At 62.4% G+C, this 21,982-nt stretch carries 24 protein-coding genes; 10 read left to right on the forward strand and 14 right to left on the reverse strand.

Annotated elements, in window-relative coordinates; all coding sequences use genetic code 11:
• Nucleotides 1-112 precede the first annotated feature (112 nt).
• Complete coding sequence (locus SB659_RS08995; RefSeq protein WP_284979340.1) at nucleotides 113-580, reverse strand: DUF4383 domain-containing protein; 468 nt, start codon at nucleotides 578-580, stop codon at nucleotides 113-115.
• A 216-nt stretch (nucleotides 581-796) separates the two neighbouring features.
• On the opposite strand from SB659_RS08995, the gene SB659_RS09000 reads away from it, so the two are divergent.
• Nucleotides 797-1,186 carry a hypothetical protein gene (locus SB659_RS09000; RefSeq protein ID WP_410550174.1) on the forward strand — a complete coding sequence of 130 codons (390 nt, stop codon included), beginning with the start codon at nucleotides 797-799 and terminating at the stop codon, nucleotides 1,184-1,186.
• Between the two features lie 79 nt (nucleotides 1,187-1,265).
• Here SB659_RS09000 and SB659_RS09005 read toward each other — a convergent pair whose 3' ends face one another.
• The 5 genes from SB659_RS09005 to SB659_RS09025 form a co-directional block, all read right to left on the reverse strand.
• Entirely contained in the window at nucleotides 1,266-1,646 is a 381-nt protein-coding gene (locus tag SB659_RS09005; protein WP_284979342.1) for a RidA family protein, read from the reverse strand.
• A gap of 79 nt (nucleotides 1,647-1,725) precedes the next feature.
• Entirely contained in the window at nucleotides 1,726-2,490 is a 765-nt protein-coding gene (locus tag SB659_RS09010; protein WP_284975885.1) for an amino acid ABC transporter ATP-binding protein, read from the reverse strand.
• Nucleotides 2,490-3,443, reverse strand: coding sequence for an amino acid ABC transporter permease (locus SB659_RS09015; protein ID WP_284979344.1), 954 nt, complete (start codon nucleotides 3,441-3,443; stop codon nucleotides 2,490-2,492). The genes SB659_RS09010 and SB659_RS09015 overlap by 1 nt, the downstream gene beginning before the upstream one ends.
• A 29-nt stretch (nucleotides 3,444-3,472) precedes the next feature.
• On the reverse strand, nucleotides 3,473-4,411 hold the full coding sequence (locus SB659_RS09020; RefSeq protein ID WP_410550175.1) for an ABC transporter substrate-binding protein: 939 nt from the start codon (nucleotides 4,409-4,411) through the stop codon (nucleotides 3,473-3,475).
• Nucleotides 4,411-5,709, reverse strand: a complete 1,299-nt coding sequence (locus SB659_RS09025) for an alpha-hydroxy acid oxidase (RefSeq protein ID WP_410550176.1) — start codon at nucleotides 5,707-5,709, stop codon at nucleotides 4,411-4,413. Before SB659_RS09025 ends, SB659_RS09020 begins: the two co-directional genes overlap by 1 nt.
• Before the next feature lie 149 nt (nucleotides 5,710-5,858).
• Between SB659_RS09025 and SB659_RS09030 the strand changes: the two genes are divergently transcribed.
• Nucleotides 5,859-7,517, forward strand: coding sequence for a PucR family transcriptional regulator (locus SB659_RS09030; RefSeq protein ID WP_410550177.1), 1,659 nt, complete (start codon nucleotides 5,859-5,861; stop codon nucleotides 7,515-7,517).
• A 62-nt stretch (nucleotides 7,518-7,579) separates the two neighbouring features.
• On the opposite strand, the gene SB659_RS09035 is transcribed toward SB659_RS09030, so the two are convergent.
• The 3 genes from SB659_RS09035 to SB659_RS09045 all read right to left on the reverse strand — a co-directional run bounded on the left by SB659_RS09035 (nucleotide 7,580) and on the right by SB659_RS09045 (nucleotide 11,445).
• Nucleotides 7,580-9,937, reverse strand: a complete 2,358-nt coding sequence (locus SB659_RS09035) for a glycoside hydrolase family 65 protein (protein WP_410550178.1) — start codon at nucleotides 9,935-9,937, stop codon at nucleotides 7,580-7,582.
• A gap of 29 nt (nucleotides 9,938-9,966) precedes the next feature.
• Complete coding sequence (locus tag SB659_RS09040; RefSeq protein ID WP_410550179.1) at nucleotides 9,967-10,692, reverse strand: HAD family hydrolase; 726 nt, start codon at nucleotides 10,690-10,692, stop codon at nucleotides 9,967-9,969.
• Between the two features lie 126 nt (nucleotides 10,693-10,818).
• A complete protein-coding gene (locus tag SB659_RS09045; protein ID WP_410550180.1) occupies nucleotides 10,819-11,445 on the reverse strand; it encodes an alpha/beta hydrolase in 627 nt (208 codons plus the stop codon).
• A 25-nt stretch (nucleotides 11,446-11,470) separates the two neighbouring features.
• On the opposite strand from SB659_RS09045, the gene SB659_RS09050 reads away from it, so the two are divergent.
• Nucleotides 11,471-11,944 carry a helix-turn-helix transcriptional regulator gene (locus tag SB659_RS09050; protein WP_410550181.1) on the forward strand — a complete coding sequence of 158 codons (474 nt, stop codon included), beginning with the start codon at nucleotides 11,471-11,473 and terminating at the stop codon, nucleotides 11,942-11,944.
• A 10-nt stretch (nucleotides 11,945-11,954) separates the two neighbouring features.
• Nucleotides 11,955-12,356, forward strand: a complete 402-nt coding sequence (locus SB659_RS09055; protein WP_284979352.1) for a VOC family protein — start codon at nucleotides 11,955-11,957, stop codon at nucleotides 12,354-12,356.
• A 27-nt stretch (nucleotides 12,357-12,383) separates the two neighbouring features.
• Here the strand turns inward: SB659_RS09055 and SB659_RS09060 are convergent, their stop codons facing one another.
• The 3 genes from SB659_RS09060 to SB659_RS09070 all read right to left on the reverse strand — a co-directional run bounded on the left by SB659_RS09060 (nucleotide 12,384) and on the right by SB659_RS09070 (nucleotide 15,011).
• Nucleotides 12,384-13,517, reverse strand: coding sequence for a glutamate--cysteine ligase (locus SB659_RS09060; protein ID WP_410550182.1), 1,134 nt, complete (start codon nucleotides 13,515-13,517; stop codon nucleotides 12,384-12,386).
• 38 nt (nucleotides 13,518-13,555) lie between these two features.
• Nucleotides 13,556-14,032 (reverse strand): hypothetical protein, encoded by a 477-nt coding sequence (locus tag SB659_RS09065; protein ID WP_410550183.1) that lies wholly within the window; start codon nucleotides 14,030-14,032, stop codon nucleotides 13,556-13,558.
• Nucleotides 14,033-14,237: 205 nt separating this feature from the next.
• Nucleotides 14,238-15,011 carry a GAF and ANTAR domain-containing protein gene (locus SB659_RS09070; protein WP_284979355.1) on the reverse strand — a complete coding sequence of 258 codons (774 nt, stop codon included), beginning with the start codon at nucleotides 15,009-15,011 and terminating at the stop codon, nucleotides 14,238-14,240.
• Between the two features lie 174 nt (nucleotides 15,012-15,185).
• On the opposite strand from SB659_RS09070, the gene SB659_RS09075 reads away from it, so the two are divergent.
• From SB659_RS09075 to SB659_RS09100, 6 genes are all read left to right on the forward strand, one after another.
• A complete protein-coding gene (locus SB659_RS09075; protein ID WP_410550184.1) occupies nucleotides 15,186-15,617 on the forward strand; it encodes a hypothetical protein in 432 nt (143 codons plus the stop codon).
• 63 nt (nucleotides 15,618-15,680) lie between these two features.
• On the forward strand, nucleotides 15,681-15,878 hold the full coding sequence (locus SB659_RS09080) for a hypothetical protein (RefSeq protein ID WP_410550185.1): 198 nt from the start codon (nucleotides 15,681-15,683) through the stop codon (nucleotides 15,876-15,878).
• Between the two features lie 311 nt (nucleotides 15,879-16,189).
• Nucleotides 16,190-16,978 carry a DeoR/GlpR family DNA-binding transcription regulator gene (locus SB659_RS09085; RefSeq protein WP_284977022.1) on the forward strand — a complete coding sequence of 263 codons (789 nt, stop codon included), beginning with the start codon at nucleotides 16,190-16,192 and terminating at the stop codon, nucleotides 16,976-16,978.
• Entirely contained in the window at nucleotides 16,975-17,967 is a 993-nt protein-coding gene (locus tag SB659_RS09090; protein ID WP_284979359.1) for a 1-phosphofructokinase family hexose kinase, read from the forward strand. The genes SB659_RS09085 and SB659_RS09090 overlap by 4 nt, the downstream gene beginning before the upstream one ends.
• A complete protein-coding gene (locus tag SB659_RS09095) occupies nucleotides 17,964-20,012 on the forward strand; it encodes a fructose-specific PTS transporter subunit EIIC (protein ID WP_410550186.1) in 2,049 nt (682 codons plus the stop codon). Before SB659_RS09090 ends, SB659_RS09095 begins: the two co-directional genes overlap by 4 nt.
• 39 nt (nucleotides 20,013-20,051) lie before the next feature.
• Nucleotides 20,052-20,330: an HPr family phosphocarrier protein gene (locus SB659_RS09100; RefSeq protein WP_284977025.1), complete on the forward strand. Its 279-nt coding sequence runs from the start codon at nucleotides 20,052-20,054 to the stop codon at nucleotides 20,328-20,330.
• Between the two features lie 162 nt (nucleotides 20,331-20,492).
• Here SB659_RS09100 and SB659_RS09105 read toward each other — a convergent pair whose 3' ends face one another.
• Entirely contained in the window at nucleotides 20,493-21,449 is a 957-nt protein-coding gene (locus SB659_RS09105) for a DNA topoisomerase IB (RefSeq protein WP_284979361.1), read from the reverse strand.
• Nucleotides 21,450-21,487: 38 nt separating this feature from the next.
• A complete protein-coding gene (locus tag SB659_RS09110) occupies nucleotides 21,488-21,967 on the reverse strand; it encodes a Dps family protein (protein ID WP_410550187.1) in 480 nt (159 codons plus the stop codon).
• Between the last annotated feature and the right edge of the window lie 15 nt (nucleotides 21,968-21,982).

The raw sequence follows: 21,982 nt of genomic DNA on the forward strand, positions 1-21,982 counted from the left end.
AAAACGATACTAAGTCACGCCGCTGTGAATGCAGAGCTCGAACGCGTGTAAAGGATAGTGAAGTGGCACGCGCCAGGCACGCGCCCGGGGTTACCGGGCGCGTGCCTGCGGATCAACGGGCGGTAGTGGTCCCCGTCCGGTCAGCGGTAGTGCGGCGGCTAAGGATGAGCCCGAGGGCCAGCATTCCCACACCCAGCAGGAAGTGCAACCAATTGTCCGCAGAGTTCACGGGAACAAAGTTGGCGGCGGAATCATGATTGATCAACAGGCCGTAGATCCACAGAACCAAGTAGATGACCCCGCCTCCCACAAGGAAGTTCCTGGATTGTCCGGGTGTACCTGCCATCATCAGTCCGGCAATGCCGAAGAGGAGGTGCACGATGTTGTGCAGAATGGACACTTGGAAGATTCCCAGAAGCATCGCCCCCGAATCATGTCCGGCAAAGGACATGGATCCGAAATCGGCGGTGATGCCGGGAATGAAGCCCAAGACACCGACGAGCAGGAATACGGCACCCACGATTTGGGCTGCACGTTGGATGGTGGTGCGGCTTCGAACGGGGCTATTAGTGGATGTCATGGTTCTCCTCAGTGGGCAACGGCTCGAAATCCTGAAAGGCCGGGACCGGAATAATAGTCTCGACTCCTCAGAAAATATCATAAGGATACTTATGATTGATAGGCCTGATTCCGAGTTGTAACCCCGGCGTCATCATTGACATGACGTAAGTCACATTCTGTATGCTGGTTTCAAGTCACGCAGTCGGCTTTCTTCGCACTATTTCGGGAGGTCCAGATGACCCCCAGCATCCCTAAAGCGGACATCCCCCTGGCCCATGGAGTCACTCCGTCCGCAGCCACTGTTGCTCGACGCAGAGCAGCAGGCCACCAAAAACCGGCCCACAAACCGGATGCTTTACTGGGCGCCATTGCCGTCCGGGAGCTATTTCATCGCTGGCCCCTGGTTCCGTCGCGCGAACTTGAACGTATACGCCACGTCCTGATTCATTGCGACCAGCTGGGCTCGCCGGACACCCATCACTTGTCCGAGCCGGCCCAAGCGCTCCTGCAACTTATCAACGACGAACTGGACCGCCGTCGTCAGCCGGACGTAAGCTGCCCGCCTGACCAAGCGGAGCCGGCCGATTCAGCGCAGCGGGCCGATTCAGCGCAGTCGGCAGCCTGAACGAGGTGGGCAGCGCATGAAAAAGCCCCGCCCGATGCGTTGTTCGCATCAGGCGGGGCCGGAACTTTCCCGCGTGGGCCTACGGGATGGCCGCCACGACGTCGATCTCCACCAGGAAGTCGCCAAGGAAAGAACCAACGGTGGTGCGCGCCGGATAGGGAGCGACGACGTACTTTTCATAGATGGCGTTGAAGCCGTCGAAGTCGCGCCCCGGATGGTGCAAATGCACTGTTGCTTTCACTACGTGGGAAAAGTCGAGACCATGGGCCCGGAGAACCTCCCCGAGGTTCTTCATGGCTTGGATGGTTTGCTCTTCGATGGTGATGCCCACGCGCTCGTCCGTGATGGGATCGTGCGGAGTCTGCCCGGCGGTGTAAAGGAAACCATTGGCCACGATGGCTTGTGAATAGGGGCCTGCGGGGCCGGGCGCGAGGTCGGTGATGACTTGCTGACGGGACATTGGCTGCCTTTCGGGTTTTCGTACTGGGTTTTAGTAGTTCTAGTAGTTCTAGTTGTTCTAGTAGTTCTACGGGTAGCTTTCAGAGGACTTTGGAGAGGAAAGCCTTGGTGCGTTCCTGCTGCGGGTTGTCCAGGACTTCCTCCGGCGGACCGCTTTCCACCACCACTCCGCCATCCATGAAAATCACCTGATCAGCCACTTGCCGGGCGAATCCAAGTTCGTGCGTGACCACCACCATGGTCATTCCGGCCTCGGCCAGCGCCTTCATGACGTCAAGCACTTCCCCCACCAATTCCGGGTCCAAGGCAGAAGTGGGCTCATCAAAGAGCATCAGCTGGGGTTTCATGGCCAGTGCCCGGGCAATAGCGATGCGCTGCTGCTGCCCGCCGGAGAGCTCCTGCGGGTAGGAGCTCCCGCGGTCGCCCAGCCCAACACGGTCCAGCAAGGCCTGCGCCTCCACTACCACCTCTTTGCGCGGGCGGCCCAGCACATGGACCGGAGCCTCAATGATGTTCTCCAGGACCGTCATATGCGGGAAGAGGTTGAAGCGTTGGAATACCATGCCCGCGTTCAGCCGCGAGCGCGCCGTCTGGCGTTCCTTCATCTCGTACAGCTTGCCGTTGCGTTCGGCGTAGCCGACCAGGTGTTCATTGACGTACAGGCGTCCGGCGTCGACTTTTTCAAGGTGGTTGATGCAGCGGAGGAAGGTGGTTTTGCCTGAGCCGGACGGGCCAATCAGGCACGTCACCGAACCCTTTTCCACCCTCAGGTCGATGCCTTTCAGGATTTCGATAACGCCGAAGTTCTTCCGGACTCCCCGGGCTTCCACCATGGCGGTAGTCATTATGCTGTCCTTGTCTTTGACTTGCGGCTGCGTCGCGGCGCCGAGTCGAAGCCACGGCCGTACCGACGTTCAAGTTTGTTTTGGAAGAAGCTCAGGACGGTTGTCATGAGCAGGTACCAGAGGCTGGCAACGATGAGCAGCGGAATGGTTTGGTAGTTGTTTGCGTAGATGATCTGCGCCGAGTACAGCAAGTCCGAGATCGCCAGGACACTCACCAGTGAGGTTCCCTTCAACATCGAGATGACTTGGTTCCCGGTGGGCGGCAAGACAACCCGCATGGCTTGGGGCAGGATCACCCGGTTCATGAGCTTGCCTCCGCTCATTCCGAGGGCGCGGGCGGCGTCGTACTGTCCCTTGTCCACGGAACCGATGCCACCACGGATGATTTCAGCCATGTAGGCAGCTTCGTTCAGGCTCAGCCCCAGGAGGGCGGCCCCCAAGGGAGTGATCAAGACGTTCGCGGATCCCAGGATCATGGACGGGCCGCCGAAGGGGAGACCGAAGGCGATCACGGGGTAGAGCGCGGCGATGTTGTACCAAAAAATCAGCTGGACCAGCAGCGGTGTGCCGCGGAAGAACCAGATGTAGCCGCGGCTGATGGTGCTCAGGATCGGGTTGGCTGAGAGCCTCATAATGGCCAGCACCGTGCCGAGGGCAATGCCTACACTCATGGACACCACCGTCAGCACGATTGTCAGTCCGGCGCCGGCAAGGATTTGTGGCGCGAACAGATAGGACAGGACAACGTCCCAGTGATAGCGCTGGTTGACGGCTACATCCCAGGCTGCGCTGAGAGCCACCATAATGAGCACCACCGCAAGAACCAGGCGTACCGGGTGCTTCAGGGGCACCACGGGGATGGAATCCTCGGCGACCGCGTCGGCCGAGGCGCGGCCGGTAAGAGTCTGGGTCTCAAATGCTTTGGCATCAGGGACAGGAGTTTGGTTTTGCATGGTCGTCACCCTTTTAGTGGTCGCGTGCATTACTGGGCGAAGTTGACGCGGGCATCGGTGATGGCGCTCTTCTCAAGGCCGTATTTTGTAAGAACCTTGGTGTAAGCGTCGCTCTTGATCACCGCGGACAATGCAGCGGAGACGGATTTCAGCAAGCCTGACTCCTTGGGCACACCAACGCTCACCGGTGCGAACTCGTACGTTGCGGCAACCTCGATCTGCTGGTTCTGGGTGGCTGCGAAGTTGAGGATGGGTGAATCGGCCAGCACGGTGTCCAGCCGGCCACTGGTCAGGGCGGAGATGGCCTGGCGGGTGTCCTGGAATTCGTTCCGCTGGATGGTTTCCTTGCCGGCCGCGGTGCATTCCTTGTCGTAATCGGGCACGTTCACGGTCAGCTGGTAGGAGCCGGTCAGGAGGCCAACTTTCTTGCCGCACAGCGCGTGTTCGTCCTTGATGCCGGCCGGGTTGCCCTTGGGAACGGCAATCGCATTGCCGATCTGCATGTAATCAACAAAGTCCAGGACCTCCATGCGCTTGGTGGTGGGGGTCATAGAGGACACAGTCATGTCATAACGGTTTGCTGCCAGACCGGGAATGATGGAGTCGAAGTTGGTCACCTGGATGTCCACTTTGACACCCAAGGCGTCACCGATGAGGCGTGCCACGTCCGGGTTGGTTCCAGTCATTTCCTGCGTGCCTTCGCGGTAGAACTGCGTGGGCGGCTCATTGGTGGGGATTGCTACCCGCAGCACCTTGGAAGACTTGATCGACGCCGGGAGAAGATCGGCGGCGGCCTGGTTCACGGCCAACGTTGGCACGCTGGTGTCCGAGGCGGAGCCTGCGGAGGGGTTCGACGCCGATGCGCTGCCGGCCGGGCTGCACGCCGTCGCGGACAAAAGCAGGGCCGCGGAGGCAACGACTGCCGGCAACGCGAACCGCGCCCGCCGGGCTACTGGGGGAATGTTCATCAGGGGGTCCTCATTTCTGCAAGGCCCAAGTGGGCCTCAGGGATTACGTGGGTTTCAGTTCGGTTGAAGGCGTCATTGCGGTGCCGGATCAAATCCCGGCCTTCAGAGCGAAGTTCCTCGATGGTGGTCACTCCGAGGAGCATCATGGTGCGTGTGATTTCGGCATGGAACATTTTCAGGACGTGCGCAACACCGGCCTGCCCGGCCGCGGCAAGGCCATAGAGATATGGCCGGCCAATGGAGCACGCATCCGCGCCCAAAGCCAACGCCTTCACCACGTCGGAGCCCCGGCGGATGCCGCCGTCGACAATGATCTCGAGCTGCCCCTCGGTCCGGTGGGCAATGTCCTGGAGGACATCCAGCGGTGCTGCCATGTGGTCCAGCTGGCGTCCGCCGTGGTTGCTGACCTGGATGGCGTCGATCCCCAAGGAGGCAGCCAGCGCGGCGTCGTTCGGGTTAACCACGCCCTTGAGGACGATCGGACCGTTCCAGCGCTCACGCAGGTCCCGGATGTCATCCCAGTCAGTGGGTTCATACGAGCCGGCAAGCAGCGTCCGCCACATATCCGGCGAGCTGGCGAGCGGACCTACCGGCACCTCTGCGTCCAGGTTCGGGAAGGCGATGGCATCGTTTGCGATGAACCCGAGGGCCCAAGAGGGGTGCAGGATTCCTTCAACAACAGTCTTGGGCTTGATGGACGGCGGCGCGGTGAATCCGTTGCGGTAATCGCGCTCACGGTGCCCGATTGCCCGGCAATCCACGTTCACCATCAGTGCCTCGTAGCCGGCTTTGGACACTCGGTCCAGTACGGCCTGCAGCAGCCCCTTGTCCGAGGTGGGTTCCAGGTTGAACCACCTGCGAAGCCCCGGCGCCGCTGCGCTGACGTCCTCCATGGTGGTGGTGCTCAGGTGGGCCAAGCCATACGGAACCCCCGCGGCGAGCGCAGCCCGGGCGACGGCGGACTCGCCCTCGGGGTGGAACAGCCGGGTGCCGCCTGTGGGCGAGAGAGTCACCGGCATGGCCGAGGGGCCGCCGAGGATGGTGGTGCTGAGGTCGAGGTTGTCCACGGAGCCCCACTTGGGCAGGAAGGACCAGTCGTTGTAGGAGGAGCGGTTGCGGCGGAGTGAAACCTCGTCCTCGCCGCCGCCTTCGATGTATTCGAAGATGCTCTTAGGCAGCCGCTTGACGGCGAGCTTTCGCACGTCTTCCACGCTGTAGCAGCTCCTGGACAAGCGCTCCTCGACCGAGCGGGCGGGGCCCTGCACCGAGGCAAGCGCCTTGATGTCTTTGAGTTTCATAGTGAGTCCTTTGGGTTCCGGTGTATTCCGGTTTGTTCCGGCTGGAGGTACGTCATCCAGCGCCTTTCCCAATGGTGACCGAGATCTCTCCGCGTCTATATGTAAATACCTCCACAACATCCGCCAGCAGCTTGTGATAACTTCCATAGATGGAGCCAGAATCACCGTCAGAGGTCATGCCACAGCTGGCGGAAGCCGGGATTCAGCAATCCGTCGTGAGGCTCTCCGATTGCATCCAACTCATGCTGGCAGACCTCGTGCACGCCAATCCGACGCCGGAGAACCTCGGACACCCGGTTTCCGATGTCCTGATGTACGACCCCCTGGACACCTGGTCCAGCGTCGATGACCGGATCATCCTCGCCGTCGGATGCAGTTACGGATCCCCGGATTTCGATCAACTCCTCCACAGGGCCGCAAACAGCAACGCCGCTGCCGTGGTGGTCAAAGCCCACGGCGCACTGATGGAGCAACTGCGCGCTGCCGCCGTCCGTCACAGCCTGGCGGTCCTGGTGGCACCCGATGCCGCCGACTGGACGCGATTGGTGGCCCTCGCGCGGGCCTCGGTGATGGGTGCTGCTGCTGATTCCGTCTCTGGAGTCCGGCTTGGGGACCTCTACGCCTTCGCCAACGCCGCGGCCTCCATCACCAACGGCGCCGCGAGCATCGTGGACCCGCTCGGCCGCATTCTTGGCTACTCAACGCTTCCCGGGCAGCCGATTGACGAACTCCGCAGAATCACCACCCTCACGTTGCAGGAAACCACCCAGCCTGCTTTCGACAACGACTTCAAGGCCGTTTACGCCGCGCCCGGGGCGGTGGTGGTGCCAGCGCTCGACGACGGAATGGCGCGGCTTGCGCTGGCTGTCCGGGCCGGCGGTGAGTTGTTGGGCTCGATTTGGATCATCGACCCGGGAGAAGAACGGCGCGAGGCTTCACTGGTAGCGCTGGACAGGATGGCACCCTTGGCCGGGCTGCACATGCTCCACGCCCGTTCTGCGTCCGACTTCGGGGAAAGGCGCAACGCCGACCTCATCCGAACGCTCATGGATGATGCACCCCACGCTTCCTTTGCAGCGGCGCAGCTGGGTTTGGATGCAGCCAATGGGCTGGCGGTTGCTGCCTTCTCCATCGCCCGCCCGGAAACCGGGAGCCTGGAGTCCGTGCGGGACCTGCACCGCCTGCTGCACCTGGTCACCACGGTGTGTAACGTGCAATTCAGCACCAGCCACAGCGCGCTCCTTGGCTCGGTGGTTTACGCGCTCTTGCCAAGCCAGGGCAGCTCCCCGCGGGCTGTCCACGCCCGGATCATCCAGGAAATCGAAGCGTATTCGCACACCATCAGCTCATTTCCACTGATCGCATCCATAGGCGGGATCGCCGCGAGGGTGGAGGACCTCCCCCGTTCCAGGTCGGAGGCGGTGCACACCATGAACCACCTGCTCAGCCAGCGGGCCCGGGGCATTGCCGGCCCGAGGGTTGCCTTGTTCGAGGACTTCCAAATTCCCTTGAACCTCTTGAAAATCGGGAAGTTCATCGAAGACAACGGGCTTGCCGGCGCGGACGAAATCGCACGGATCCAGGCCCGGGATGCAGAGCAGCAGACAGACTACCTGGACACCTTAAGGGCGTACCTGGCCACCAACGGCAACATCTCCGCCATGGCCGCGCAACTCCATGTCCACAACAACACGGTCCACTACCGCGTGGGTCGCTTGGCTGAGGACTTCAACATCGACCTCGCCGATCCGCAAAAACGGCTGTGGCTATGGTTGCGCCTCACCACCACGGACCTCGCTGCGCAATGAGCCTGCGACCCGGACACACCGCTACCGGCTAACGCACGGGGCCGACTAACGCACGCTACCGACTAACGCACTATGGGCAGCCCCGCCGTCGGGAAAACGCTGGGAAAGATCGACGGCGGCGGCACCGGTACGTCGTCGACCGGCACGGTGACGGCGTCCATGCCAACAGTGATGTGCTGGTCGCGCACATTCACCGGGAGTGGTTCGGCGCTGTAGTCCGGGCCGGACACGAGCTTGAGCACCATGGAGCCGGGGACCAGCTCCACGGACAGCAGGCGGCCTTGGACTTTGAGGCTAAAGGACAGCCCCTCCCATTCTGCAGGCAGCCGGGGGTCGAAACGCAGGACGTCACCCTGGTCCCGCACGCCTGCGAATCCGCAGACCAAGGAGCTCCAGATACCACCTGTGGAGGCGATGTGGACGCCGTCGATGGTGTTGCCGTGGGAGTTGTCGAGGTCGATGAACAGCGCGTCTGTGAAGTGCTGCAACGCCACATCGTTGTAGCCCACTTCTGCCGCCATGATCCCCTGCACGCAAGCGGACAACGTGGAGTCGCCGGTGGTGATGGGATCGTAGAAGTCGAAGGCGCGCTGCTTTTCCTCCGCGGTGAAGTCCTGCCATTGAAGGAACATGGCGAGCACCGTGTCGGCCTGCTTGAGGACCTGGTGCCGATAGATCACCAGCGGGTGGAAGTTTAGCAGCAACGGGTACTTGGACTTCGGGGTGTTCCAGTCCCACGGTTCCAAGGTCATGAAATCGTTGTCCTGGCTGAAGACCTCAACATGGGGATCGTAGGGCAAGGTCATCCGCTCGGCGGCCTGCCGCCACACCATCCGCTCTGTCTCGGCGATGCCCTCGTTCTCCAGGGCCGCAGCGGTCCGCAAATTAAAGCGCGCCATGACGTTGGTGTAGAGGTTGTCGTTGACCACAGCGGTGTATTCATCCGGGCCCGTGACGCCGTGGATGTGGAACATCCCGTCCTTGCCGAAGAAGCCCAGCGAAGCCCACATCCGGGCCGTTTCAATCAACAACTCGGCGCCCAAGTCAGGGCCGAACGTGTCATCGCCGCTGGCCCATTGGTACCGGTTTGCCGCGAAGGCAATAGCAGCGGCAATGTGGAACTGGGCGGTTCCTGCAGCGTAATAGGCGCTGGCCTCAAGCCCGTTGATGGTCCGCCACGGGAAGAGCGCCCCGTCCACGCTGAGTTCCTTGGCACGAATCCTGGCATCGGGCAGCATCGCGTGCCTCGATTCGAGGACCTTCCGTGCACCCAAGGGGTTGGTATAGGTCAGATAGGGCAGGAGGTAGACCTCTTGGTCCCAGAAATAATGACCCTCGTACCCCGATCCGCTGACTCCCTTGGCCGGAATGCCAGCTACGCCGGCACGGGCCGTGGCCTGGGCAAGCTGGAACAACGCCCAGCGGACAGCCTGCTGAAGCTCCGGCTGACCCCCGATGGAAACGTCCGCCGTCGTCCAGTACTCGTCGTAGTGCGCCGTGCTCTGGGCGAGGATCTCAGAAAACGGTACGAGGTTGGCTTCCGCCTCCGCGGCAAGTGCCTCGCCAACATCCTCCGCGTCGCTCGCCGACCCCGCCACTACATAGCTGACAGTCTTTTCCATGCGGAACTGTTGGCCGCCATGGATAGCCAGAACGTAGCGGACGGACGAGTCGTCCTCCCCTACCGCCGTCTCAAACGGTTGCACTTCTGCCGAGATCCAGTGATCCACGGCTACTGCCACTCGTTGGCGTGACTCCGCCGTCTCCCATGCCAAACGCAGGGAACCATCGACGCCGTTCAGGTACAAGGGAAGCAACACACGGCCCGCGTGCCGGCCGGAGCGGCGGGGATCGTGGACCGAGTGGTCCTCCACCGGCTGGTCCTGCCGGTTAACGACGCCGGAGGTGATGTCCGCGGACACGTCCCGGTCAGCACTGATGGACAGTTCCAAGCCGAGGCACCCGCGGGAATCGAACCCTACCGCGCGGCGCTCCACCGTGGTGACGGTAGCGCCCGAGCGGCACGCCCACGTGGTGCTTACCTCGTACACGCCTGTGGAAAAGTCCACGCTCCGGCGGTAGTCCACCACTGTGGATTCCGCGAGGCTGAGAACCTCGCCGTCGATGGAAACGGTGAAGTTGTTTGCGTCCGGCACATACACGATCCGCTGTCCGGTACGGGCGAACCCATAGGCGTTCTCGGCGTGCTTGATATCCCAAATCTCATGGAATCCGTTGATGAAGGTACCCGGGAGCTCCCCGTCGCCTGCCGCGGCATGGGCGCCGCGAATGCCAAGGTGTCCGTTGCCAAGGGCGAACAGGGTCTCAAGCGTTCCTTCGTCACCGGGGACGTGGACGCTCTCAACGAGCTTCCAGGGCTCGCACGGAAAACGCATGCGATCAGAGGTAATGAGTGCCATGGGCGGGTGGATCCTTCGAAAAAGTAGGTTTAGAGAAGATCGCTGAGGTCGTCGACCACCAAAGTGGCACCAGCCTCAAGCAGTGTCTGGCGGCCCGCCCCCCGGTCGACGCCGATCACTGCGAAAAAGTCAGCCGCCGCACCGGCCTGAACGCCGGAAACCGCGTCTTCGACCACTACGCATTCCTCCACAGGCACGCCCAAAAGACGCGCGCCGTAGACATACGTGGCCGGGTCCGGTTTGCCGGGAAGCCCGACGGCGGCAGCCACTTGTCCGTCCACCACCACCTCGAAGTGGTGGTCCAGTCCTGCGGCCCTCAGGACCGCTGGCGCGTTCCGGGATGAGGAAACAACGGCCACTTTCAACCCCAGTTCGACGGCGGCGTTGATGAACTTGACGGATCCGGGGTACGGTTCCACGCCTCGGGAGTCCACAATCCCGCTGAAAATGGCATTCTTTCGATTGCCCAAACCCTGCACGGTCTCGTGGTCCGGATGGTCATTGACCGGACCTTCGGGCAAGGCGATTGCCCGGGATGCGAGGAAGTCCCGAACACCGTCGAAACGCGGCTTGCCATCGATGTGGTCGAAGTAGTCATTTTCGCGGTATCCCTGCGGATGTCCTGCGTCAGTCAGATACCCGTCGAAAAGCTCTTTCCATGCCTGCTCATGAACAACCGCGGTGGGTGTGAGCACGCCGTCGAGGTCGAACAACAACGCCTTGGCGCCCGTCCAGGCGTTACGGTGATCGGTCATGTGTGGTTCCGTTCCGCGCCTAAGGCGCGTGTGATGGTTTCAGGCAACAGCCCAAAGTGTAAGCGCTTACAATTTCGTTCCACAAGGGCGCTGAAGAATGCGCTGGTGAGACGGCTCTTCGCGGGTTCAGATTCGCTGGTTGAGGGCGTAATACTTCAGGAACGCGCTGACATCCACCAACTCGGCTTGCCCAATGCGATGTCCCATTCCGGGATACGTGCGGGCCGTGAGCGCCGTGTTCGCGTTCAGCCACTCCTTGGTGTGGGCGATGGCGTCTTGGTTAATCACTGGATCCGCCTTGTCCCTCCCCCAGAAAAACGGGGGCGGCGTATCGAAGGATTCACTGAGGCCCAAGAGATCATTGTCCATGACGAACCCTGACAATCCTACCGTGGCCGCGAACTCCTTGGGTCGCAGTCGCAGCAGTGTGCTGGCCATGGCCATTCCTTGGGAGTAGCCCAACAGGCACACGCTGCTGTGCTCCCCTTTGACGGAGTTGATCCAGTCGAAAACCCTGTTGGTGGACGTGATGACGTCCGCGAAATCGTTGGTCAGGAAGTAATCCAGGAGGAACCAACCGTGGCCGTCCCCGATAATTTTCGGGCCCCGTAACGCCGCGCAGGTGAACTCACCCGGCAGGTGCGGGAAAAGGTTCGCCATCCGCTGCTCGCTGGTGCCGTAACCGTGCAACATCACCAGCAAGGGCGTGCCGGGACGTTCTTTTTCGGGCTTCGACCACACCACTGAATCCATGGAAAGAGACTAGTAGACTGACGCCATGACACCGCAGGAACTGGCCAATCTGGCCCATCTGCGTCGCGCACGCGATTTCATTGATCGCGAATACGCCCGGCCGCTGGACGTGCCCACCATGGCCGCCGGCGCGCTGATGTCCCCCGCGCATTTCTCGCGCCAGTTCAAGGCCGCCTACGGGGAATCGCCCTACAACTACTTGATGACGCGCCGGATCGAGCGGGCCATGGCGCTCCTGCGCGCAGGAGTGAGCGTCACCGACGCATGCATGGAGGTCGGCTGTACTTCCCTTGGCTCGTTCAGCACCCGTTTCACGGAAATCGTTGGCATGACTCCCAGCGACTACCGGGCCCGCGAGCACCATGCGGCCAAGGCCATGCCCAGTTGCATCGCGAAGCAGCACACCAGGCCGGACAGGCACGGCCGTCGTCGGGCAGCAGCGCAAGAGTCGGAAAACCTGAGCAGGATTGAAGAAGCGCCCACGTCAAAGCTGCAATAGCGTGTGAAACATGAACATTTCATTGAAGTACACACACGTAACAGTCAACGACGTCGACCAGGCACTTCCCTTCTATCGGGACGCCCTGGGCCTTGAGGTCCGTAACGACGTCGGCTCTGACGGGCAGCGTTGGGTCACGCTCGGCAGTTCCGCCCAACCCGAACTGGAAATTGTCCTCTCCCCGCCGCACGCTGGCCGCTCGCAGGCCGATGGCGACGTCATCCAGGAATTGGTGACCAAGGGCGTCATGCCCATGCTTGTCTTCAACTCCGATGATCTGGACGCCACGTTCGAGTCCCTGCGTGCTTCCGGCGCAGAGGTCCTCCAGGAACCGATCGACCAGCCGTGGGGTCCTCGCGACTGTGCTTTCCGCGACCCCTCCGGCAACATGATCCGCATCAACCAAGGCTAGTCGCCGCCGTCGTACGGTGCCGTTGGCTTAGCGGCTCAGCAAGCCGGCGTCGGTCCGATCACCGTAGTGGTGGGTGGACGCAATGGCAGCGGAGACGACATCCGGCAGCCGCAGGCGCCGCCTGTATGCCTGCCGCTGGAGCCTCTCCCCTGTACCGCGGCGGAGGATGCTGGCAACGCCGCGGCGCGCGAGCGCCAAGTCGCCGGCCTCCGCAAGGGCGTGGCGGATGTGCCGGAGTAACGCTCCGGCCACATCCGCTGCCGGGAACGGTTTCTCCTCCGCGGGGTGCCATAGCTGCTGGTTGATGCCAAAGCGGCTGGATTTCCAGTTGGCCATGCGAAGCACCGCCGTCTTAGTGCTCGACGGCGGCTCCCCCCGACGCCATGCGGCCGCCGAGGTTTCCACCAAGGCGCGTGCCATGACTGCCAGGGTCAGGGCATCCTCCGGAACCAGGCAGACGTCGGCGATCCGCAGCTCAACAGTGGGCTGGCCCCTGGAGAGCCGGGCGTCGAAATAAATCATTCCCTCGTCCATGGGGACACCCGTGCCCAGGAGTTCGGTCAACACGGCCCGGTATGCCTCGGCAGATCCGAACACATCCATGGGTCCAGCAGTGGGCCACCGGTTCCAGATCTGGGTTCGGTAGCTGTCGAAGCCGGTGTCAACGCCCATCCAAAAGGGGGAATTGCCACTCAATGCCAGGAGTACCGGGAGCCAGTGGCGCATGCGATCCAACACCCCCACGGCTTCCTCGGATGATTCCACGGACACGTGAATGTGGAAACCGCACGTCAACTGCTCGCGGGCGATCAGGCCGAAGGCGGTACCCATGGTGGCATACCGTTCATTCCCCGCTGTGGGCGTCGCATGGAAAACAGGAGGAGTGGCCAGCGCAGCTACCCGGGCACCCAGCTCGCTAGCGGCCTCATCCGCCAAGGCACGGCCGGCGCAGATTTCCGTCCACAACTGCGCCGCCGTGCTGCAGGGGCGGGAGTTGACCTCGATTTGTTCCTGCTTGAACTCTGACTTCAGCGAAGGTCCGGCGTCTGGATCCGCCTCAGCCAGGGCGGCGATGTCCAGTATGCTGCCGGCCAAGGCCAGCGGCGTACCCGCGAGGGGATCTGCAATCAGCAGTTCCTCTTCCACCCCGAACGTCCGCATAGCCGCCCCTCCCGACGATGATCAAATTGAGACGGTGGTCAACCGACGGGACGGGGAACCTCCATCTGGAATCCGCAACGGCAGTGGAGTACCTGGGTCTGCAGATACACCTCCAGAAGGCTCGGATTCTCCGGATCATCAGTGTTGCGGGGCGCCGCGATGATCTGTTCCGCCGGGCGGCCCAAGGTCATGGGCTCGCCGCAATGAGTGCAGCTGAACCACAGTCCGGCAGCGGAGGTGGAGAGAAATTCCCGCTGAATCTCAGGGACTAGCTGCTCCAACCGGACTGCGTGGGCATAAAAGGTGTCACATTCGCTGCAGGTATAACTCACTTCCACCACATGGGACCGGTTCGGTTCGGCTTCGACCACCGTTTCCACGAATATGTATGAGTCAGTGTCGCAGACCGTGCACCATGGCGGCGCAGCAGCCTCAGCCGTTGCGGGGGCCGTGCGGCGTGCGGTTTTCAAGCGGCTCTCAGGCTTTGGGGCGGGAAGTGCGGATCCAAGCGTCATTGCCATTCTCCTTTGCTCCTGCTGGAGTCCTACAAGGATGCACGCTTGGGGCCGGCCGATAGTGACCACGGCGCTTAGGGTGCAGTTCTTGGACCATCTGAGGATGGCACCACGTCATGAGACTCCAAGGGCTATCTGCTTAACCCACCTAAAATGTAGTGCAAGAGTGGCGGCCGTCACAAGTGAGGGGCCTTGCATGGCTCCGTTACGGCTCAAAGTGCGCCACTGGAGCGCGGTTGGAAACGGACTTGATCAAAGACTCGGCGACATCGCGGAGCTTCAGGTTGCGGGTGCTCGATGCTTTCTTGAGGATCTGGAACGCCTCCTCCTGGGTACACCGGTTCTGGCCCATGATGATGCCGCTCGCGAGGTCGATGGCGGTCCGGGACTGCATGGCCTCCTTGAGGTCTTCCGCGTGCTGCTGCTTCACGCCGATCCGGACGGCCAACCTCAGGGAACGCTCCGCCTGGGAGGCATAAGCTTCGCAGTTTCGGATGGTTTGCTCGTCGTACACATTGGCTTGCGGCGCAAAGAAGTTCAGCGCCGCTGTGGCACCTTCATCAAGTTCCAACGGAACACAGAGGGCAGCCATGTGGCCCCGCTCTGCGATGACGCCACAGTACTCCGGCCACCTCTCCTCCTTGGACGTATCCGGAACGTGGACGGTGGCATGGTGGCGCATCGCTTCCAGGCACGGACCGTCACCGTACTCTTGCTGAACTTGGTCAATCAGCCGCGCCTCATGGGTACTGCCGGCCACCGTTGCGGTGCGCCGACGGCGACTCAAGGTGATGCCACAAAGAACATCCAAGCCCACGGCCTCGGACACGGCCGCCGCTGAGAATGCAGCAAGCTCATGGAGGAAGCCACCCACGTCATCGCTGTCAATGACCAGGTCCTGCAGCTGTTCAGGGACCGAAATGTCATCGGACGCGGAAACATCTTCAGGCACCGCAAAATCAACGCTCATCTCGTCCATGCCTTAGTCTACTTTTTGCCGGGACCTAAGTGTCGAGTCTTTTTCGGCCGATAGCAAATCCTTGCTTTCCGCGGATACCTCAGTGCAGAATCTAGCTACGGTCATGCAACATTGACCGGACCTTCTTCCGCTCAAGCAGCTGGGCGCCCCGCAGCACCATTGCAGAGGTGACCCATGCCGGCCCAGCCAGCATCACGCGTTCCGGACGAAGCACAGCAGCCGCCGGATGAGCCTCTGTGGTGCAAGCACTGCGACACCGACCAGCATCTTTCGGTGGATTCCATCCAGTCGCATTACCCGCCCCTGCCCAACGTGGTGGACGTGACTTACGAGTGCAACGCCTGCCGGTACTCCTATGAGCACACTGCCTCCATCCAACGCGTGGCATTGGTGTTGAACCGCCCTGGAGTCACGCCAGGGGTGCTGCAGTTTGGAGGCCAATTCCTTCATTGCGGCGAGCCCATGAAAACCCAGAGCCACGAGCTGCGTCGCATCCAGTGCCTCCTTGCACTGGGGCCAAGGCCCTCCGAACAGCTTTATGAGACCTGCATTAACACGCGAATCCTCGGCTGCCACTGCGGGTTCCGCATGGAAATCCCCGACTAACCGTCGGGAACAGGCAACGGGGCGCGCCTACCGGCAGGTCCCATGACTATCGGGAGAGTTCAAATGCACACACAACCGAAAAGGACGGAATCCAAGATCGCGGCCGCCGCGCCGGGATCGACCAAGCACAAAGTACCGGACCCGCCGGATCCGGACAACCTTCCCATCGACTACCCGGGAACCGGCGTCGATCCCCGCATTTCGGCATCACCGTTTCCCCGGGACCGCCAGAGCCGCCTCAGGCCACAGTCACACTCATAAGCCCACGGCGGCCGGTAAGCAGCCGGCCTCATCACTGCACATAGACACACCACCCCTTCAGGCCGGGCCTCGGCGCTCCGCGCCGGGGCCTGAAGAAAGAGGGCGTGCCGCACTTCAGGGAGTGCAGCACGCCCTCGCTTTTTTGCCCTCGGCCTTCGTGCTTCCTCGCTCGCACCGATCAATCTTTGTTTTTGTTGATATGCCTTGACTTGTCCACCAAAACAAAGATATAGTCAATCAATTCCACATTCGTGTGACTCTGGTCACCACATTGGAAGTTCGACTCGTCGGTTCGTCGCAATGGAGGGCAAGTGTTCGCCGAAGAACGCCAGCAACTGATCTCCGAGCTCGTCACAGAGCGCGGACGGGTGAGTGTCACGGACCTCGCTGAGCGCTTCAGCATTACCACTGAGACAATCCGCCGCGACCTCGCTGCCCTGGAGGACTCCGGGAGCCTACGTCGCGTTCATGGTGGCGCAGTCCCCACAGACCGCCTCACCACCCGGGAAGAAAGCATCTTCGAACGCGCCATCCAGCGCCAATCCGAAAAGCTCCGTATCGCAAGCGCTGCCTTGGCCATGGTCCCCGGCGCCAGCGCCAGCATCCTGTTGGACGCAGGGTCCACCACGGAAATCCTCGCGGACCTCCTGGCCCAGCGGGCTCCTTCTTCCCTTGGGGGCGGCGAGCTCGTAGTGATTACGCACGCCATTCCCATCGCCGGCAAGCTCTCCTCAGCCCAAGGGATTGCCCTCCAGACACTCGGCGGGCGCGTCCGCGGACTAACGCAGGCCGCCGTCGGACAATCCACCGTGGATGCGGCCTACCGGCTTCGGCCTGATATCGCCTTCATCGGCGCCAACGGCATCCACCCGACCTTCGGATTGAGCACCCCGGATCCCGAGGAAGCCGCGGTAAAAGCCGCTTTCGTAAAGTCCGGCCGCCGGGTGGTTGCGTTGGCCGACTCTTCCAAGCTGGACGCTGAAACGCTGGTCCAGTTCGCTACTTTGAAGGACGTTGACACCTTGATTACAGACAGGCAACCTTCCCGGGACCTGGCAGAAGCCTTGGCAGAGGCCGGCGTCGAGGTGGTGGTCGCATGATCGTCACATTGACCGCCAACCCCAGCTTGGACCGCACCGTGGAACTTCCTGGAGCGCTGGTCCGCGGAGAAGTGCAGCGTGCCGTCGCCGTTCACCAGGAGTCCGGGGGCAAAGGCGTCAACGTCTCCCGGGCGCTCGTGGCCTCCGGACTTAAGACCTTGGCGGTGCTCCCCGGCGCCGCCGCGGATCCGGTTCTTTCAGGACTGCACGACGCCGGCGTCCCGTTTGCTGCCTTGCCCATCGGCCAGGCGCTGCGCAGCAACGTCACCCTCACCGAACCCGATGGGGTCACCACCAAGATCAATGAACCCGGCCCGGAATTGAGCGAAGAACAGCAAGAAGCCCTGATCGGGCTGCTGCTGGAAAGCTCCCGTGGTGCCAGCTGGGTTGTCCTCGCAGGCTCCCTCCCACCAGGAGTCCCTGCGGATTTCTACGCCACGATTGCGCGCCGGCTCCGGTCGGACGCAAACGGAACGGCAGCCCCCGGCATCGCCATCGATTCCTCCGGAGCCCCGCTTGCGGCGGCCTTGGTGGGCGATGCGGCAGGGAAGCCGGACCTCCTCAAGCCGAACGCGGAAGAGCTTGCCGAGCTCGCCGCCGCGGCCGGCTTCACCAACGTCTCCACAGCTGAGCAGCTGGAGGCAGACCCTGACAAAGCTGCCCAAGCCGCTGCCGCCGTCGTTGCCAGCGGTGTAGGTGCCGTCCTGGCGACGCTCGGATCCAAAGGCGCAGTGCTGGTGACCGCAGATGGTGCGTGGCTTGCCACTCATCCACCGATTAAGGCCGTCAGCACAGTAGGCGCCGGGGATTCTTCCCTTGCCGGCTACTTGTTGGCCCAAACCCAGGGCGGTTCCGCAGAGGACTGCCTCCGTCAAGCCGTGGCACATGGTGCCGCTGCTGCTTCGCTGCCGGGCTCCACTGTCCCGGCAGTCCACCAAACAACCCCCCATGCCGTAACCATCACGGCCCTTCAGAAGGACTCACAGTGACCCAGCTGATCACACCCCAATTGGTCACCCTCGACCAAAACCTGGGCGGCTCGCCAGAGGACGTCATCCGTGTCTTGGCAGGCAAAGTTGCCGCCGCCGGCCGCGCCACCGAGGTCGAAGGACTCTTCGCAGACGCCTTCGCCCGCGAGCAGAAGACCGCCACCGGCGTCCCGGGTGGCATCGCCATCCCGCACTGCCGCTCGGCCGCTGTGACGGAACCAACCCTCGCCATGGCACGCCTGTCCCACAAGGTGGATTTCGGCGCCAAGGACGGCCCGGCTGACATCATTTTCTTCATCGCTGCACCGGACGGCGCCGATCAGGAGCACTTGAAGCTGCTCTCCAAGCTGGCGCGTTCCCTCATGAAGAAGGACTTCACGGCAGCGCTGCGTTCCGCTTCCACCCCTGAAGAAATCGTGGAACTGGTTGATGGCGCCATCAGCGATGCTCCGCGCACCAGTGAAGCCGCGAGTGGGGGGCCCGGAGTGGTAGGGCAGCGCGAAGCAGCCGCTGCTTCAGCACCCAAGCGCCTCGTCGCCGTTACGGCCTGCCCCACCGGCATCGCCCACACCTACATGGCAGCCGACTCGCTCGTGGCCGCAGCCAAGGAGATGGGCGTGGATCTTCAGGTCGAGACCCAGGGTTCCTCAGGAGCCAAGCCGCTGGACCCGGCGATCATCGCCGCCGCGGATGCGGTGATCTTCGCCGTCGACGTCGATGTTCGCGGCAAGGAGCGTTTCGCCGGCAAACCGGTCATCAACGCACCGGTAAAGCGTGGCATCGACGAGCCCACCAAGATGGTCCAGGAAGCCCTCGCCGCTGCAGATGACCCCCGCGCACGCCGCGTGCCGCACTTTGGCGCCGAAGAGCAGGCCGAGCGTGCCCAGGAAGAAGGCAGCGAGCACATCGGCCAGAAGCTGAAGCGTGCCCTGTTGACCGGCGTCAGTTACATGATTCCGTTCGTTGCCGGTGGAGGTTTGCTCATCGCACTGGGCTTCCTCATGGGCGGGTACTTGATCACGGGCTTCGCGGACAAGATCGTGGTGGAGAACAGCATCTTCAATCTCCCAACAGCTTTCCCTGACAACGCCTGGGGTCCCCTTGGCGCCTACCTGGGCGCTGTCCTGTTCAAGATCGGGGCTTTGTCCCTCGGCTTCTTGGTGCCCGCACTTGCCGGATATATTGCCTATGCCATCGCTGATCGTCCGGGCATTGCCCCGGGCTTCGTCGCCGGTGCAGTGGCCGGATTCATGGGCGCCGGCTTCCTCGGCGGCATCGTGGGCGGCCTCCTGGCAGGCTACGTCGCACACCAACTGGGCAGGCTGAATGTGGCGCGCTGGCTTCGCGGCCTGATGCCCGTGGTGATCATCCCCTTGATCGCCTCCCTCGTGGCATCCGGCCTCATGTTCTTGATACTCGGCGCACCCATCGTGGCATTGACCAAGGCCCTGAACACAGGCCTTTCCAGCCTCACAGGGGCCGGCGCCATCATTCTCGGCATCATCCTGGGCCTCATGATGTGCTTCGACCTCGGCGGTCCCGTCAACAAGGTCGCGTACTCCTTCGCGGTAGCCGGGCTCGGCGCTGCGTCCGTCACCAACCAGGCACCATGGCAAATCATGGCAGCAGTAATGGCGGCAGGCATGGTTCCCCCGCTCGCAATGGCCCTCGCAACCGTCCTCGACAAGAGGCTCTTCTCCCTCGCAGAACGTGAGAACGGCAAGGCAGCCTGGCTTCTGGGAGCCTCGTTCATCTCTGAGGGTGCCATCCCGTTTGCCGCGGCCGATCCCCTGCGCGTCATCCCGGCCAGCATGGTGGGAGGCGCAGTCACAGGCGCGCTGTCCATGGCCTTCGGAGTCACGTCAAAGGCTCCCCACGGTGGCCTGTTCGTCTTCTTCGCGATCGACAACTTCCTGCTGTTCTTCCTGTCCATTGCTGTGGGAGTGGTCATCACCGCACTCTTGGTCATCGCCCTCAAGCGCTGGGCCGTCAAGAAGCCCGTAGAGTCGGAAACAGCGCCGACGGCAGCTACCGTCAGCGTCTAGACTTCCCAACAAAGACCGTTCACTTACAAAGGAGCACCAATGCCTGAACGTACAGCCACCATCGCAAGCCGCGTCGGCCTCCATGCCCGGCCGGCCGCCATCTTCGCAGAAGCAGCAGGCGACCTGGATGTCGAGGTCACCATTGCCCGCCAAGGCGAGCCCGCCGACGACGCCATGGATGCCGCAAGCATCTTGTCGTTGATGAGCTTGGGTGCCGCACACGGCGACGTCGTGGTGCTGCGCGCTGAAGGCGAAGGAGCTGACGAAGCACTGGACAGCCTGGTGAAGATTCTCGAAACGGACCACGACGCCGAATAGCTCGCCGGGCGCTGGCGGCATTCGGCCGCTCGGTCCCGCGACCGCTCGGCCAACCAAGGCGTAAGGCAGGAGCCTGGGCAGACCCCGCATGGGTCAGCCCAGGCTCTTGCTTTGCGTCAGCCCCCTTGCTGTCCGTCAGCCCACTTGCTGTCCGTCAAGGCCTCAGTCATCCACACCGTTGAGGAACGCGGCGATGGAAGCTTCCGTTGGCTTCACATCCTGGAGTCCGCCGTCGAGATAGGCCTCAATGATCCGCGGGTCCACGTAGGACGACCGCGCTACTGACGGCGTATTACCCAAAAGCTCCGAAGCCTCCTTGATGGCCCGCACTATAGCTTGCCTTGGGGTGCCCTTGTGGCCCGACTTGATCAGGCATATCGCAGCTGCGGCAGTCCCTTTCCACGTGCGGAAATCCTTGGAAGTGTATGCAGCCCCTGCGATGCCCCGCAGGTATTCATTGATCATGGAGGCATCCACCGATACCCACGAACCGTTGGCTTGGAAAGCAAGCAAGCGTTCCTTGCCGGGACGTTCCGCGAGGGGCTCCAAAAAGGCGGCCAGCGCAGGATCGTGGATCGAGGTATCCCAAAGGTGCCCGCTCTTACCGCGGAACTTCAGATAGACGTCGGCTCCATCAACGCGCGCGTGACGGCACCGAAGAGTGGTCAGCCCGTAAGAACCGTTTTGCTTCATGTAGCTTTCGGAGCCCACCCGGAGGGCCCCCAGGTCCATCAGGCGGACAGCGGCGGCGAGGGTTTGTTGCCGCGGCGAGGTGCTGTCCTGCAGGTGGACGGTTACGTTGCGTCTCACCGAGGGCAGGACCAACCCCAACTGTGCGGCGCGGATGAACTTTTCAGCGTCCTTCTGTTCGCGCCAGCGCGGATGGTAGATGTATTGGCTCCGGCCTGCACCATCCACCCCCGTTGCCAGAATGTGGCCGTGCTCGAAAGGGCTGATCCAGACGTCGGTCCAGGCAGGCGGGATCGCCAGCGCGTTAATGCGCTGGCGATCCTCCTTACTGGCCGGTGATCCGTCAGGGTGCCTGTAGCTGAATCCCTTGCCGGCTTTCCGGCGTATTATGCCGGGCTTGGAAAGGTCGCTGCGCCGTAGCCGGGGCATGCCGCTCAGCCGTTCGCGTTAGCCGGATTCCGCTATGCCTAGGCCTCGTCCGGGTCCGTGACGGCGGTGTCGGCACTCATGATCTCGGCATTGATCATCCAAACAAGCTGCTCCAGCCGGGCGATAAACGCATGCAACAGATCCGCCGTCGTGGGGTCTTCTTCGTCGACCTCGTCGTGGACATCCCGCATGGTCTGCACGGCACGTTCAACGCGGTCCGTCACCAACCTGACGGCTTTTTTGGTGTTGACCAATCCGGCCGGGAACTCCTCCAAGCGGGTGCCCTGGGCGATCGTGGCACTGCGCCCGTCCGGGAGGGCGTGGAGGGCGCGCATCCGCTCCGCAGTGTCGTCCGCGAACTGGCGGGTGGCCAGGACGAGCTCGTCCAATTGCAGGTGCAAGTCCCGGAAGTTAGGGCCCACAATGTTCCAGTGAGCCTGCTTGCCCTGGAGTTGGAGCTCGATCAGGTCCGTCAGGACGATTTGAAGGTTGTCTGCGAGCTGTTGCGACGCTTTCATGGTGTTCCTCTCGTG

The sequence above is a fragment of the Arthrobacter sp. SIMBA_036 genome (genome assembly GCF_046535135.1).
Taxonomy (GTDB): Bacteria; Actinomycetota; Actinomycetes; order Actinomycetales; family Micrococcaceae; genus Arthrobacter.

Excerpts from the sequence above, each read along its gene's own strand:
- SB659_RS08995 (WP_284979340.1), bottom strand. The coding sequence starts at position 580 with ATGACATCCACTAATAGCCCCGTTCGAAGCCGCACCACCATCCAACGT.
- SB659_RS09000 (WP_410550174.1), top strand. The coding sequence starts at position 797 with ATGACCCCCAGCATCCCTAAAGCGGACATCCCCCTGGCCCATGGAGTC.
- SB659_RS09005 (WP_284979342.1), bottom strand. The coding sequence starts at position 1,646 with ATGTCCCGTCAGCAAGTCATCACCGACCTCGCGCCCGGCCCCGCAGGC.
- SB659_RS09010 (WP_284975885.1), bottom strand. The coding sequence starts at position 2,490 with ATGACTACCGCCATGGTGGAAGCCCGGGGAGTCCGGAAGAACTTCGGC.
- SB659_RS09015 (WP_284979344.1), bottom strand. The coding sequence starts at position 3,443 with ATGCAAAACCAAACTCCTGTCCCTGATGCCAAAGCATTTGAGACCCAG.
- SB659_RS09020 (WP_410550175.1), bottom strand. The coding sequence starts at position 4,411 with ATGAACATTCCCCCAGTAGCCCGGCGGGCGCGGTTCGCGTTGCCGGCA.
- SB659_RS09025 (WP_410550176.1), bottom strand. The coding sequence starts at position 5,709 with ATGAAACTCAAAGACATCAAGGCGCTTGCCTCGGTGCAGGGCCCCGCC.
- SB659_RS09030 (WP_410550177.1), top strand. The coding sequence starts at position 5,859 with ATGGAGCCAGAATCACCGTCAGAGGTCATGCCACAGCTGGCGGAAGCC.
- SB659_RS09035 (WP_410550178.1), bottom strand. The coding sequence starts at position 9,937 with ATGGCACTCATTACCTCTGATCGCATGCGTTTTCCGTGCGAGCCCTGG.
- SB659_RS09040 (WP_410550179.1), bottom strand. The coding sequence starts at position 10,692 with ATGACCGATCACCGTAACGCCTGGACGGGCGCCAAGGCGTTGTTGTTC.
- SB659_RS09045 (WP_410550180.1), bottom strand. The coding sequence starts at position 11,445 with ATGGATTCAGTGGTGTGGTCGAAGCCCGAAAAAGAACGTCCCGGCACG.
- SB659_RS09050 (WP_410550181.1), top strand. The coding sequence starts at position 11,471 with ATGACACCGCAGGAACTGGCCAATCTGGCCCATCTGCGTCGCGCACGC.
- SB659_RS09055 (WP_284979352.1), top strand. The coding sequence starts at position 11,955 with ATGAACATTTCATTGAAGTACACACACGTAACAGTCAACGACGTCGAC.
- SB659_RS09060 (WP_410550182.1), bottom strand. The coding sequence starts at position 13,517 with ATGCGGACGTTCGGGGTGGAAGAGGAACTGCTGATTGCAGATCCCCTC.
- SB659_RS09065 (WP_410550183.1), bottom strand. The coding sequence starts at position 14,032 with ATGACGCTTGGATCCGCACTTCCCGCCCCAAAGCCTGAGAGCCGCTTG.
- SB659_RS09070 (WP_284979355.1), bottom strand. The coding sequence starts at position 15,011 with ATGGACGAGATGAGCGTTGATTTTGCGGTGCCTGAAGATGTTTCCGCG.
- SB659_RS09075 (WP_410550184.1), top strand. The coding sequence starts at position 15,186 with ATGCCGGCCCAGCCAGCATCACGCGTTCCGGACGAAGCACAGCAGCCG.
- SB659_RS09080 (WP_410550185.1), top strand. The coding sequence starts at position 15,681 with ATGCACACACAACCGAAAAGGACGGAATCCAAGATCGCGGCCGCCGCG.
- SB659_RS09090 (WP_284979359.1), top strand. The coding sequence starts at position 16,975 with ATGATCGTCACATTGACCGCCAACCCCAGCTTGGACCGCACCGTGGAA.
- SB659_RS09100 (WP_284977025.1), top strand. The coding sequence starts at position 20,052 with ATGCCTGAACGTACAGCCACCATCGCAAGCCGCGTCGGCCTCCATGCC.
- SB659_RS09105 (WP_284979361.1), bottom strand. The coding sequence starts at position 21,449 with ATGCCCCGGCTACGGCGCAGCGACCTTTCCAAGCCCGGCATAATACGC.
- SB659_RS09110 (WP_410550187.1), bottom strand. The coding sequence starts at position 21,967 with ATGAAAGCGTCGCAACAGCTCGCAGACAACCTTCAAATCGTCCTGACG.